11 protein-coding genes are annotated in these 12,577 nt (G+C 59.6%); 7 read left to right on the top strand and 4 right to left on the bottom strand.

What is annotated here, in order from left to right; genetic code table 11:
• Positions 1 to 51: 51 nt before the first annotated feature.
• The 3 genes from HWX34_RS00860 to HWX34_RS00850 form a co-directional block, all read right to left on the bottom strand.
• A complete protein-coding gene (locus HWX34_RS00860) occupies positions 52 to 897 on the bottom strand; it encodes a radical SAM protein (RefSeq protein WP_178970557.1) in 846 nt (281 codons plus the stop codon).
• 207 nt (positions 898 to 1,104) lie between these two features.
• Positions 1,105 to 2,232, bottom strand: coding sequence for an alpha/beta hydrolase (locus HWX34_RS00855; protein ID WP_178970556.1), 1,128 nt, complete (start codon positions 2,230 to 2,232; stop codon positions 1,105 to 1,107).
• A gap of 172 nt (positions 2,233 to 2,404) precedes the next feature.
• Positions 2,405 to 3,184 carry an AraC family transcriptional regulator gene (locus HWX34_RS00850; RefSeq protein WP_178970555.1) on the bottom strand — a complete coding sequence of 260 codons (780 nt, stop codon included), beginning with the start codon at positions 3,182 to 3,184 and terminating at the stop codon, positions 2,405 to 2,407.
• Positions 3,185 to 3,491: 307 nt separating this feature from the next.
• On the opposite strand from HWX34_RS00850, the gene HWX34_RS00845 reads away from it, so the two are divergent.
• The 7 genes from HWX34_RS00845 to HWX34_RS00815 all read left to right on the top strand — a co-directional run bounded on the left by HWX34_RS00845 (position 3,492) and on the right by HWX34_RS00815 (position 11,711).
• A complete protein-coding gene (locus HWX34_RS00845; RefSeq protein WP_178970554.1) occupies positions 3,492 to 4,418 on the top strand; it encodes a 4-hydroxyproline epimerase in 927 nt (308 codons plus the stop codon).
• 59 nt (positions 4,419 to 4,477) lie between these two features.
• A complete protein-coding gene (locus HWX34_RS00840; protein WP_178970553.1) occupies positions 4,478 to 5,425 on the top strand; it encodes a dihydrodipicolinate synthase family protein in 948 nt (315 codons plus the stop codon).
• A 67-nt stretch (positions 5,426 to 5,492) separates the two neighbouring features.
• A complete protein-coding gene (locus HWX34_RS00835) occupies positions 5,493 to 7,064 on the top strand; it encodes an aldehyde dehydrogenase (NADP(+)) (RefSeq protein ID WP_178970552.1) in 1,572 nt (523 codons plus the stop codon).
• 3 nt (positions 7,065 to 7,067) lie between these two features.
• On the top strand, positions 7,068 to 8,330 hold the full coding sequence (locus HWX34_RS00830) for an FAD-binding oxidoreductase (protein ID WP_178970551.1): 1,263 nt from the start codon (positions 7,068 to 7,070) through the stop codon (positions 8,328 to 8,330).
• Between the two features lie 101 nt (positions 8,331 to 8,431).
• A complete protein-coding gene (locus HWX34_RS00825) occupies positions 8,432 to 9,580 on the top strand; it encodes a branched-chain amino acid ABC transporter substrate-binding protein (RefSeq protein ID WP_178970550.1) in 1,149 nt (382 codons plus the stop codon).
• A 287-nt stretch (positions 9,581 to 9,867) separates the two neighbouring features.
• Positions 9,868 to 10,977 (top strand): GGDEF domain-containing protein, encoded by a 1,110-nt coding sequence (locus HWX34_RS00820; RefSeq protein ID WP_178970549.1) that lies wholly within the window; start codon positions 9,868 to 9,870, stop codon positions 10,975 to 10,977.
• Positions 10,974 to 11,711, top strand: coding sequence for a Crp/Fnr family transcriptional regulator (locus HWX34_RS00815; RefSeq protein WP_178970548.1), 738 nt, complete (start codon positions 10,974 to 10,976; stop codon positions 11,709 to 11,711). The genes HWX34_RS00820 and HWX34_RS00815 overlap by 4 nt, the downstream gene beginning before the upstream one ends.
• A gap of 66 nt (positions 11,712 to 11,777) precedes the next feature.
• Here HWX34_RS00815 and cheZ read toward each other — a convergent pair whose 3' ends face one another.
• On the bottom strand, positions 11,778 to 12,509 hold the full coding sequence (gene cheZ, locus HWX34_RS00810; protein WP_178970547.1) for a protein phosphatase CheZ: 732 nt from the start codon (positions 12,507 to 12,509) through the stop codon (positions 11,778 to 11,780).
• Positions 12,510 to 12,577 lie beyond the last annotated feature (68 nt).

Genomic DNA, 12,577 nt, shown 5'->3' with positions numbered 1-12,577 from the left:
TTTCTTGTCCGTTTGCCGGTATTCAACCGGGGGCTGCACCGAGACCGGGCCTCACAGCGCACGCATGTATTTGAAGCGGATATCAATGAATTTGCGCCGCCAGTCAAACAGTTCTGTCAGCGACATATTGTAGGGCTTGATGACACAGCCTTCCTGGTGGGCCCGAACCGGGACGCGCCACAAATTGTCCATGTCGATGTCTTCAATAAACAGCTTGTCCCGCACACACTGGTCAAACACCGGTGTGCCGGGGAAGGGAATCAGCGTACCAACCCAGTTGCGATCCAGTTGCAGCTCATCAATCATGTCCATGGTTTCCTGCAACGTTTCATTGCTGTCCTCAGGAAAACCCATGATCCAGTTACCCGCCAGACTGACGCGATGTTTTTTCAGGTCTTCAACGACTTTATAAATCGTGTCCCGTTTCAAGCCTTTTTTGATAACGGTATTGCGGATGTATTCCGAGCCGTGCTCGGGGGCCAGCAGGGCTGAGGTCATGCCGGCTGCCACCATGGCATCAATCACCTCGGTTTTCAGGCTGTTCATGCCCAGGCCACCGGCAGTGGTGAACTGGATATCCAGGCCACGTCGCAATATCTGATTGCAGATGCCCAGAATATGCTTGTTGTCGACCGTCAGGTTGTCATCCATGAAGGTGAAGAAGCGCTGATTCTTTTCGTTGACCAGATACTCCAGTTCATCAACAAAACGTTGTGGCGTGCGCCGTCTCAGTTTTCTGCCTTGCACGATATTCATGTCGCAGAATGTGCATTTGAACGGGCAGCCCCGCTCCGAGATGACAGGAACGACATTCTTGATGTCGTGACCTTTGAAGTTGGAATAGCCGCTGAGGTCCATTTCGAATTCGGTGAAATCAACCAGGTCCCATGCCTGCATGGGGAGGTCTTCATACCTACCTGTTTTGGTATGGTCAAGCCATGTTATTAAAATGGTTTTTGTTGAAAGCTATAGAAACCAATAAGATATAGCGATTTTGTATTCTGGCTGTGCATCAATGACAAACCCTCCATGGTGTGGAGGGTTTGGTTTTGTCCGTCTTGCGCTCAGTCCATGGTCTTGCCGGGTTGGCACATGACTTTCCGGCTAGTGCAGGTTCTGCTGGAAGAAGCGGGTTATCCGGTCAAAAGGAATCTTGTCCATGCGGTCATACAAATCCACGTGGCTGGTATTTTTCAGGATCAGCAGCTCCTTGGGCTCGGCGGCGGCCTGGTAAATGTCCTCGCTGAAATAGCGGGAGTGGGCGTTCTCACCGGCAATCAGCAAGATTGGGCGCGGGGCAATTTCCTTGATATAGCTGAGCAGCGGCATGTTCATGAAGGAAAGCGCACTGGTCGCGGTAAAGGCCCCGCTGGAGTTGACCGAGTTCTTGTGAAAGCCGCGCGGGGTGCGGTAGTAGTCAAAGAATTCCTGCATCACCGGGTTCGGATTGGCAGGCAGGGTTTCCGGTAGTACACGTGCGGGCATCACTGCCTTGCCGTCTGCGGCGATATAGATGCCGTGGCTGCCCGCTGTCGGGTGGCCATGCTCGGCGTCCTGCCAGCGTTGCTGGCTGAGCAGGTCGAGAATCTTGCTGCGGTCCTGTGCCGACAAGCTATCGCCCAGTCCCTTGGCCATCACCCGCGACATGTCGTACATGGAGGTCGTGACCACGGCCTTGATGCGTTTGTCCACGGCGGCGGCATTCAGGCTCATGCCGCCAAAGCCGCAAATGCCGATCAGGCCTATCTTTTCGCGGTTTACCTCGGGTAGCAGTCCCAGGTAGTCCACCGCCGCGCTGAAGTCTTCGGTATTGATTTCCGGGGACGACACATTGCGCGGTTCACCACCGCTCTCGCCGGTATAGGACGGGTCAAACGCCAGGGTCACAAAACCGCGCTCTGCCATGGCTTGTGCATACAGGCCGGATGATTGCTCTTTCACCGCACCAAACGGGCCGCTGACGGCCAGTGCGGCCAGTTGCTGCTGGCCACGATTTTTCGGCAGATAGAGGTCGGCGGCCAGCAGAATGCCGTAGCGATTACGGAAACTCACCTTGCGGTGATCGACCTTGCTGCTTTGCGGGAAGGTTTTGTCCCATTCCTGGGTCAGTTGAAGCATGGTTTCTCCAGAGGATGTGCTGCTGCTTGCTGCCTGTGCAGGCAGGGCGCTGATGAACAAGGCCGTGCAGGCGAGCAGGGCGGATTGCATGAAGGCTTTGCGCGTGAGTTGCATGGTGTGGCTCCTGAGTGAAGACAAGGCGTGCAAGAGGGCAGGTTTTCCTGCCACGTGTTGCTGCGTATTGTTCAGGAAGCGTGGCGCAGGCCGGTACATGGATCCTCGGCACTTCTTGCCCAATCCTCTGGCGGTTGGTGTTTTTGCCGCACCGCAGGTGAAACCGTACCGCTCAGCTCTTGCTGGCCAATTGCTGGCGGTACTGGCGCGGGGCAAATCCGGTGAGCGCCTTGAACTGGCGGCTGAAGGCGCTGTGGTCGGTATAGCCGCAGTGCAGTGCTACCTCGGTGATGGCCATGTCACTGTGCAGCAGGCGGTGGGCGTGCTCCAGCCTGGCCTTGTGAATCATCTGACGCGGGGTGAGGTGAAATACCTTCTTGCAGTAGCGTTCCAGCTGGGCGGGGGAGACGCCGGCAATGGCGGTCAGCTCGGCCATGCTGATGGAACGGCTGAAGTGGCTGCGAATAAATTCGTCTACTGCCACCAGCCGGGTGTAGGCGGGGTGGGTCTTGCTGGCGGCTTGCAAATCCAGCGAAATGCCGATCAGGCCGATGATGTCGCCCGCCGCACTGTATAGCGGCCATTTGTAAGTCAGGCACCAGCCCGGTTCGCGGCTGTTGAACAGGTGTAGTTCCAGCTGGCTTTCCAGCACCAGCCCGTCCTTCAACACCTTGATGTCCTGCGCGGTATAGCCCGGTCCCAGCTGCGAGGGAAACACCTCGGCACTGGTCTTGCCCAGCAAGGGTTGCAGGCTTTTCAGCCCACAGCGTTCCACCAGCGTCTGGTTGGCCAGCCGATAGCGGGCCTGTGCGTCCTTGATGAAGATGGCGGCATTGGGGATCAGGTTCAGTACCGGCAGCAGCGGTCCCAGTGCGCCCAGCAGACTGTCCAGGCTGGCCGGACGCGTTTGTTGCTGCCAGCTGGCAATGCTGTCCAGCAGTTCCCCTGTCATGGTTTTCCCCTCCTTGTCTTGTGCGTTTGTCCGGTCTGTCACCGGGCATGGCGGCACAGTCCTGTCTTTCCCATTGTGCTGCAAAAACAGCAATTGTGCCGATTTCGTCATTGTCACTGATGATAAGCATCAAGATTCCCGGCAGCAATAAGGCCATTCTATGCAAATGCTGACGAAGACGGATTCGGCGTCAAGATACAATGAAATCAATACCCTGCATGGTGTTGCTTTCTTGATTCATGCCTTGGGAGAAGCCATGGGCATGCATGCCGACCGTCTTGCTAGGTCTTACCGAATGGACAGGGTTATGCAAGAGATACACATCATCGATTCCCACACCGGCGGCGAACCCACCCGACTGGTGATGCGCGGTTTTCCCGATATTGGCGGCGGCAGCATGGCCGCGCAGCGCGAAGTATTGCGCCAGCAGCACGACCAGTGGCGTCGGGCCTGTTTGCTGGAGCCGCGTGGCAGCGAGGTGCTGGTGGGCGCGTTGTATTGCCCGCCGGTATCGCCAGACGCCACGTGCGGGGTGATTTTCTTCAACAACACCGGGTATCTGGGCATGTGCGGCCACGGCACCATCGGCCTGATTGCCTCGCTGCATTACCAGGGCCTGATTGCACCGGGCGAGCACAAGATCGACACCCCGGTGGGGCCGGTCAGCGCCACCTTGCACGAGGATGGCGCGGTGACACTGGGCAATGTGCCGGCCTATCGCTATCGCCAACAGGTGGCGGTGGATGTGCCCGGCTACGGTGTGTTTCATGGTGACATTGCCTGGGGCGGCAACTGGTTCTTTCTGGTGTCCGAACATGGCATGAGGCTGGAAATGGCCAATGTGGAAGCGCTGACAGCCTTCACCTGGGCCATGTTGCAAGCGCTGGAAGCGCAGGGCATTACCGGGGCAGATGGTGCGCTGATCGACCACGTGGAGCTGTTTGCCGACGATGCCAGCGCCGACAGCCGCAATTTCGTGATGTGCCCCGGCAAGGCCTACGACCGCTCGCCCTGTGGCACCGGCACCAGTGCCAAGCTGGCCTGCCTGGCCGCTGACGGCAAACTGGCCGAAGGCGAAAGCTGGGTGCAGGCCGGTATCACCGGCAGCCAGTTCATCGGTCACTACCAGCGTGAGGGCGATTTCATCCGCCCCTTCATTACCGGCCGCGCCTGGGTCACTGCCAGCAGCACGCTGCTGATCGACCCGCAAGACCCTTTCGCCTGGGGCATCTGAACCCCGTCTTATAACGACCTACCCCACACACATACAGACAAGCTGCAAGGAGCAAGACAATGAGCGACAACATTTTCACCGGCTGCATCCCGGCCCTGATGACCCCGTGTACCGCCGAGCGCAAGCCGGACTTTGACGCGCTGGTGGCCAAAGGCCGAGAACTGATTGCCGCTGGCATGAGCGCGGTGGTGTATTGCGGCTCGATGGGCGACTGGCCGCTCTTGACCGAAGCCGAGCGTCAGGAAGGCGTATCCCGGCTGGTGGCGGCCGGCGTGCCCACCATTGTCGGCACCGGTGCGGTGAACACCCGCGAGGCTGTGTCCCATGCCGCCCACGCAGCCCGCGTTGGCGCGCATGGCCTGATGGTGATTCCGCGCGTGCTGTCACGCGGTGCTTCCCCGACTGCGCAGAAGGCCCACTTTTCCGCCATTCTGGCTGCTGCGCCCGATTTGCCTGCAGTCATCTACAACAGCCCGTATTACGGCTTTGCCACCCGTGCCGACCTGTTCTTCGAACTGCGCCGCAGCTATCCCAACCTGATCGGCTTCAAGGAGTTCGGCGGTGCCGCCGACATGCGCTATGCCGCCGAGCACATCACCTCGCAGGATGATCAGGTCACGCTGATGGTGGGGGTGGACACCCAGGTGGTGCATGGCTTCGTCAACTGCAATGCCACTGGTGCCATTACCGGCATCGGCAATGCGCTGCCGCGCGAGGTGCTGCATCTGGTTGCCCTGAGCAAGGCCGCCGCCCGTGGCGATGCCACTGCTCGCCGTCAGGCGCGCGAGCTGGAGTCCGCGCTGGCGGTGCTCTCCTCCTTCGATGAAGGCTGCGATCTGGTGCTGTATTACAAGTACCTGATGGTGCTGAACGGAGATACCGAATACAGCCTGCATTTCAACGAAAGCGACGTGCTGACAGAAGCCCAGCGCCGCTATGCCGAAACCCAGTACACCTTGTTCCGCAACTGGTATCGCGACTGGTCGGCCGGGCTGAATGTGGCCTGAGCCAGACCCTGAGCAGCCGTGCCACGCCAGCTGCGTGGCTGGGCTTTCACTTCAAGCAGGAAATCTCATGAATCTGACAGGCAAGATGCTGATTGGCGGTCAAACCATCAGCGGCACGCGTGAAGTGCTGCATGCCATTAACCCGTCCAGCGGACAGACACTGCAACCGGGCTATGCCGGAGGCGATCAGGCTCAGGTTGAACAGGCGTGCGCGCGGGCCTGGGCCGCGTTCGATACCTACCGCGAAACCACGCCTGCCCAGCGGGCGCAGTTGCTGCAAACCATTGCCGAAGAACTGGAAGCACTGGGTGATGCGCTGATCGAACGCGCCATGCTGGAAACCGGCTTGCCGCAGGCTCGCTTGCAGGGCGAACGGGCCCGCACTTGCGGCCAGCTGCGCATGTTTGCCCGTACCGTACTGGCTGGCGAATGGCTGGATGTGCGGGTCGACCAGGCTCAACCTGAGCGCCAGCCGCTGCCACGTGCTGATTTGCGCCAGCGCCAGATCCCGCTGGGACCGGTGGCGGTATTCGGTGCCAGCAATTTTCCGCTGGCCTTCTCGGTGGCCGGGGGCGATACCGCCTCGGCACTGGCCGCCGGTTGCCCGGTCATCGTCAAGGCGCACAGCGCCCACCCTGGCACCAGCGAACTGGTGGGCCAGGCCATCGCGCGTGCCGTGCATCAGTGTGACCTGCCTGTCGGGCTGTTTGCCCTGCTGTTTGGCAGTGGCCGCGAAGTAGGGCAGGCACTGGTGGGCAATCCGCACATCAGGGCGGTGGGGTTTACCGGTTCGCGCGCTGGCGGGCTGGCCTTGTGTCAGACCGCACAGCAGCGTGCGGAGCCGATTCCGGTGTATGCGGAGATGAGCTCCACCAACCCGGTGTTCCTGCTGCCCGCTGCCTTGCAGGTCCGTGGGGATGCGCTGGCACAGGGCTTTGTCGGCTCGCTGACGCTGGGCGCAGGGCAGTTCTGTACCAACCCCGGCCTCTTGGTGGCGGTGCAAGGGCCGGCACTGGAGCAATTTGTCGCCACTGCTGCCGAACTGCTGCAACACAGTGCCGCGCAAACCATGCTCACACCCGGCATCTGGGCGGCCTATCAGGACGGGCTGGACAGCCTGTCCCGCCATGCCAGCACCGTGGCCAAGGGCGTGCTGCCCACCGGCCCCAACCAGTGCCAGGCGCAGCTGCTGCGGGTGAGTGCAGCGGAATATCTGGCCAATCCAGCCTTGCAGGCCGAGGTGTTCGGTGCGGCTGCATTGATTGTGCAATGCCGCGATGAAGCAGAACGCCTGCAACTGGCCGAGACACTGGAAGGCCAGCTGACTGCCACGCTGCAACTGGAGGATGACGATATCGCGCTGGCACGCAGCCTGTTGCCGGTGCTGGAGCGCAAGGCCGGCCGCATCCTGGTCAACGGCTGGCCTACCGGGGTGGAAGTATGTGACGCCATGGTGCATGGCGGGCCGTTTCCGGCGACGTCGGATGTGCGTTCTACCTCGGTGGGGACGGCAGCCATCCAGCGCTTCTTGCGCCCGGTGTGCTATCAGGACCTGCCGGATGCACTGCTGCCGCCAGCCCTGCAGCATGGCAATCCGCTGGCATTGCGCCGGCTGGTGAATGGTGTGCGGGAGGCCTGAACCATGGCTGACACCCTTGTTGCGGGAGATGAAGTCATTGTGGTGGGGGCAGGGGTGGTCGGCATTGCCATTGCGCTGCAACTGCGGCTGGAAGGGTTTGCCGTCACCCTGCTGGACCGTGGCGAACCGGCCATGGAAACCAGTTATGGCAATGCCGGTGCCTTTGCCATCAGCGATGTGATACCGCTGGCCGAACCGGGCGTGCTGCGCAAGGTGCCGGGCTGGATGCTGGACCCGCTGGGGCCGCTGGCCCTGCGATGGCGCTACCTGCCCAGCCTTATGCCATGGCTGCTGCGCTTTCTGGCTGCCAGCCGCCCGAGCAAGGTGGCCGCACTCACCCGCGATCTGTCCGCCTTGCTTGGTCGGGTGAATACCGATTACGCCGCGCTGATAGACAAGGCCGGGCTGGGGGCCATGTGGCGCCGCCACGGCAACCTCACCCTGTACCGTAATCAACAGGAATTTGACGCCGCCTTGCCCGCCTGGGAGGAGAAGCGTTGCCATGGTGTGCAGTGGCAGGCCTTGTCGCGCAGCCAGTTGCTGGCGCAAGAACCCTTGCTGGCCGAGGAGTGGCAATACGCGGTGCGGGTGCCGGACTGGTCGCATGTGGACGACCCCTACACCTTTAGCCGTGGCCTGTTCGATGCCTTCATCCGTGCCGGTGGCCGTTTTGTGCAGGACGAGGTACTGGCTACCGTTGCAGGGGATGGGCATGTGAGCGGGGTGGAAACAGCCAGCCATGGCCGCTTGTCGGCTGCTGCCACGGTGATTGCCTGCGGCGTGTGGAGCGACCGCTTTACCCGTCAGCACCGCTACCGCGTGCCGCTGGAAAGCGAGCGCGGCTACCACGTCAACCTGCCCCGGGCCGGGGTGAAGCTGCACCACTTCATCCAGTGCGCCAGTGAAAGCTTTGTCATCCTGCCCATGGCCGATGGCGGCCTGCGCCTGGCCGGTACAGTGGAGCTGGCGCACCGTGATGCCGCGCCCAACTGGCGGCGCGCCCACATTCTGCTGGACAAGGCGCGGCGCATTGTTGGCGATTTTTCTACCGAAGAGATGACGGTATGGATGGGCAACCGTCCCTCGCTGCCGGATACCCTGCCCATCATCGGTCCGGCACCACAGCAGCCCGGCCTGTGGTTTGCCACCGGGCATGGCCACCTGGGCCTCACCCTGGCCGCCACTACGGCGGTTCTGTTAGGTGATTTGTTACAGGGCCGCGCACCGGCACTGGATATGCAGCCCTACCGGCTGCAACGGTTTTGATCCTGTCAGACAGCGGCGTAGACCGGTGATGTCAGGAGAGCAGTAACAGGGGAGACCAGCTGGTTTCTCTTGAATGAATGCAGCGTCAAAGGAGAAATGACATGGCACAAAAGAAACTGTTTGCAGAGCTTGGCTGGGTGGCGGCACTGGGCGGCATGATGGCACCGTTTGCCATTGCCGCCGCCCATGCCGACACCGTGGTGAAAATCGGCTTTTCCTCGCCCTTGTCCGGCCCGCAGGCTCACTACGGCAAGGACAATGAAAACGCTACCAGGATGGCCATTGACGACATCAATGCCAAGGGCCTGGTGGTGGGCGGGCAGAAAATCAAGTTCGAGCTGGTATCGGAAGATGACCAGGCCGACCCGCGCATTGGCACCCAGGCTGCGCAGCGCCTGGTGGACGCCGGGGTGAAGGCGGTGATTGGCCACTTCAACTCCGGGGTGTCCATTCCCGCTTCACGCATTTATTCGGAAGCCGGTATTCCGCAACTGTCGGTATCCACCAACCCGGCGTATACCCAGCAAGGCTACAAGACCACCTTCCGCCTGGTGGGCAGCGACAGCCAGATTGGCGGCTCGCTGGGCCAGTTTGCAGTAAAAACCCTCAAGGCCACGCGCATTGTGGCGATTGACGACCGCACCGCCTATGGTCAGGGCATTGCCGACGAATTCGTCAAGGCCGTCACCGCCAATGGCGGCAAGGTGGCCCGCCGCGAATTCACCACCGACAAGGCGACGGATTTCACCTCCATCCTGACCGCGGTGAAAGCGGTCAATCCGGAGGTGATTTTCTATGGCGGGGCGGACGCCCAGGCCGCGCCAATGGCCAAGCAGCTCAAGCGCCTGGGCCTGAAAGCCAAACTGATGGGGGGCGACATGATGAATACGCCCACTTTCATCCAGCTGGCCGGAGCAGATGCGGCGGGTCACTATTCCGCAGTGGCTGGCGGGGTGTTGGCTGCCCGTCCGGCTGGCAAGGACTTTGAAGCCCGTTACAAGGCACGCTTCCACCAGGATGTGGTACTGCTGGGGCCGCAATTTTACGACGGGGTGATGCTGGTGGCAGAAGCCATGAAGCAAGCTGGTTCGGTGGAACCGGCCAGGTATCTGCCCAAGCTGGCCGCCATCCGTTACAGCGGTGTCACTGCCGACTTTGCCTTTGCTCCCAATGGCAATCTGCTGAAGGCACCGGTGACGCTGTCCATGGTCAAGAACAACGCCTGGCAAGTGCAAACCGTGATGCACTAGGCGAGCTATCACAAACGGCATTTCCCCGCGTTCTCATCAGTCTCATGCCTGGGCTGGCCTTGCTGTTTGAGGCCAGCCATTTTTTGATTCGGGAATTTACCTTCCAGCCTGAGAAAGACAAATATATTCGAATTGGATTGTCTGTAATCAGACAAAGACGGATTGTGACTGGCGGTAGTATCTGTAAGATTGTGTTGGTACGCTTGTAACAGAATAAAAAAATCAAGATTCTAGCGGGATGTCGTGCACACCTGCCACGCCAACTGCTTACTCCATACGCCAGCCCCATGATGAAAAACCAAAAAATCCTGGAACAAGAACAGCAGGCGATATTGCTGAGCCCTGCTGACTGGTTGCGGTATTTCACCTATGCAGAGCAGCACACCCTGGGTTCTTCCTTGTGCATCCAGTTGATGGGGACGGTGAGCTGGTGCGGCGCATTGCTGGGTGCCCCGCAGTACAACGGCTATTACGCCCTGTCCTTGGTCTACCTTGCCGGCCTGGTTCTTACCACATGGTTGACAGCCAAAGGCACGAACATCATCAGCCGTACCTGTGGTCGTATCGCGTATGTGATGGTGCTCAGTGAAGCCTTGATGTTTCTGTTGCAAAGCTCGCCCAATCAGGTGATCTGGTCCCTGGCTGTCGGTGCCGTCATCGTCATTGCCATGTCCCCCCTGCATAGCGACCCCCTGTCTTTCATGTTGTGCGGGGTGGTGATCAGTGGTCAGCTGATGCTGCGTTATCTGAATGTCATTCTGTCTTCTTCCGAAGCGGTGTGGATGCTGTGTTTGCTGGTATTTCCGCTGGTTTTTGGCGCCATGCTGAATTATTTGTATCTGGTGGAAAGGGCCAGGGGCTACATGGCTAATCTGCGGCTGGTGGACCTGGCCTATGTGGACAGTCTGACCCGCATCAATAACCGCTCGGCCTTCCTGTCAGAACTGCATCAGGCCTCTACCACCAGCAGCAACCTTCCCCTGTGTTTCATGCTGCTGGATGTGGACAACTTCAAGGCCATCAACGACCAGCATGGCCATGCAATGGGTGATTGCACACTGCACGGCATTGCCCAGCGCATCCGGGCCATTGCTGGTGCTGCTTGTTGTGGTCGTCTGGGGGGAGAGGAATTTGGCATTTTCCTGCACGCGACACCGGGTCAGGCATTGCAGTTGGCCACAGTCATCAATCAGGCGATTGCCAGTCAGCCTATTTCCGGTTTGTCGGTGAGTGTCAGTATCGGCCTGGCGGCAAGCGAACCTGGCATGACCCCGGAACAGCTGATGTTGCAGGCCGACCAGGCGCTGTACCAGGCCAAACAGGCTGGTAAGAATCGAAGTATTTTTTATTGCAGTACGAAAAAACAAAAAAATGGCAGACGGGGAGGTCAGTCATGAGAACACCATCCAATGGTCGCGTGACCGCGCGCAAGCTGCTGGGCACAGCGGTGTGGTTCAATAACTGGGAAGCGTCGGATCTGGACAGTTTGTTCAGCCAGAGCCAATTGCGTGAGTATGCCAAGTCGGAAATGGTCTACCAGGATTACCAGCGGGAAGAGCTACTGTTTTTGGTGACCGGCTCGGTATGGTGCAGCATGCAGAATGAAAGCGGCACCGCCCGGTTTGGCATGATCTACCCCTGCCATTTGATTGGTTTGGGCCAGTTGATGCGGCCGACACTGGATGATGCACCTTGCTATGTTTTCCACGCAGCGGAGCCCACCATGGCCCTGGCCATTCCGACGGTAGCCATCCAGGCCATACTGAACGGCAAACCACTGCTGTGGCGCAGTCTTGCCCAGGCATCCATCCTCTATCAGCGTCACTGCATCAAGTTGGCCCTGTTGCTTTACGGTGGCAGTACCAAGGAAAGGTTGATTTCAGCCCTGTACCAGTTTGGTGTGTCACGCCGACATCCGATGACCGGTACGCTGCCTCTGGAAATCAGCTTGTCACAAGAGGAGCTGGCGGTGCTGATCCAGTCGTCCAGACCCCATGTCAACCGGGCGCTGCGCGAGCTGGAGGACGAGCGGCTGATCAGTCTCAAATACAAGCGCATCGAAATACAGGACCCCATGCAGTTGCAGACGCTGGCCTTGATGCGGCACAGTCCAAGCCTGCAGTCGCTGTAGTCCGGCGGGGGGCGGTGCAGAAAAAAGGCCCTGCATGTGCAGGGCCTTGGCTGGGCGGTGCAAAAATCAGAAACCCAGGCTGTCCAGCAAGTCGTCCACTTGCTGCTGGCTGGACATCACGTCCGGGTTGCCTTCCTGGTTGATGGCCGGGCCATTGAGCAAGCTGCTGTCCAGCGCGCCTTTCTTGTGTTCCGGCGAGAATTCCACCAGCAGGTTCAGCATTTCGGCCTCGATGGTCTTGAACATGTCCATCATCTTCTTGATGACCTGACCGGTAAGGTCCTGGAAGTCCTGTGCCATCACGATTTCCAGCAGCTGGGTATTGGTTTCGTGGGTCTGATCCGGCACCTGGTTCAGGTACTGACGCGTGTCATTGGCCAGCTGCTTGAATTCTTCCACTGACAATTGATTGGCATACAACAGGTTCCAGCGCTCGGATAGGCTCTTGGAATTGCTGCCAAGCTGGTCTTGCAAGGGCTGGGCCACGTCGATGGCATTGAGCACTCTGTCGGCCGCGCTCTTGGTCAGCGAGGCGATATAGCTCAGGCGGTCGCGCGCATCGGGGATGGCATCCGCCACCCGTTCCAGTGATTTGTCATAGCCCATGTCACGCAGGGTGTTGTGCATCTTGCGCGTGATCTGGCCAATCTGTTCGTACATCTCTTCGTTGTGTGCATTACCCGTTGCTTGGGCAGCGGGGGCATCGTCACTGGCCGACTCTTTTTGCTGGCTGGCAATGCTGTCGAACAGTGCTTCGAGATCCGGGGAATCTCCGCTATCAAGAATGTGGTCCGGCACGATAGCTTCTCCTCATTGGCTGACTTGGCAAGTCGGCTTGCCATGTATATGCGTTTACTTGTTCAGGG

The sequence above is a fragment of the Aquitalea sp. LB_tupeE genome (genome assembly GCF_013391415.1).
Lineage (GTDB): Bacteria > Pseudomonadota > Gammaproteobacteria > Burkholderiales > Chromobacteriaceae > Aquitalea.
This window is presented reverse-complemented; position numbering and strand designations above follow the sequence as displayed.

Bases quoted from the DNA above. Each gene is read 5' to 3' on its own strand.
- HWX34_RS00830 (WP_178970551.1), top strand. From the start codon at position 7,068: ATGGCTGACACCCTTGTTGCGGGAGATGAAGTCATTGTGGTGGGGGCA.
- HWX34_RS00860 (WP_178970557.1), bottom strand. From the start codon at position 897: ATGCAGGCATGGGACCTGGTTGATTTCACCGAATTCGAAATGGACCTC.
- HWX34_RS00815 (WP_178970548.1), top strand. From the start codon at position 10,974: ATGAGAACACCATCCAATGGTCGCGTGACCGCGCGCAAGCTGCTGGGC.
- HWX34_RS00840 (WP_178970553.1), top strand. From the start codon at position 4,478: ATGAGCGACAACATTTTCACCGGCTGCATCCCGGCCCTGATGACCCCG.
- HWX34_RS00820 (WP_178970549.1), top strand. From the start codon at position 9,868: ATGATGAAAAACCAAAAAATCCTGGAACAAGAACAGCAGGCGATATTG.
- HWX34_RS00835 (WP_178970552.1), top strand. From the start codon at position 5,493: ATGAATCTGACAGGCAAGATGCTGATTGGCGGTCAAACCATCAGCGGC.
- HWX34_RS00845 (WP_178970554.1), top strand. From the start codon at position 3,492: ATGCAAGAGATACACATCATCGATTCCCACACCGGCGGCGAACCCACC.
- HWX34_RS00825 (WP_178970550.1), top strand. From the start codon at position 8,432: ATGGCACAAAAGAAACTGTTTGCAGAGCTTGGCTGGGTGGCGGCACTG.
- HWX34_RS00850 (WP_178970555.1), bottom strand. From the start codon at position 3,184: ATGACAGGGGAACTGCTGGACAGCATTGCCAGCTGGCAGCAACAAACG.
- HWX34_RS00855 (WP_178970556.1), bottom strand. From the start codon at position 2,232: ATGCAACTCACGCGCAAAGCCTTCATGCAATCCGCCCTGCTCGCCTGC.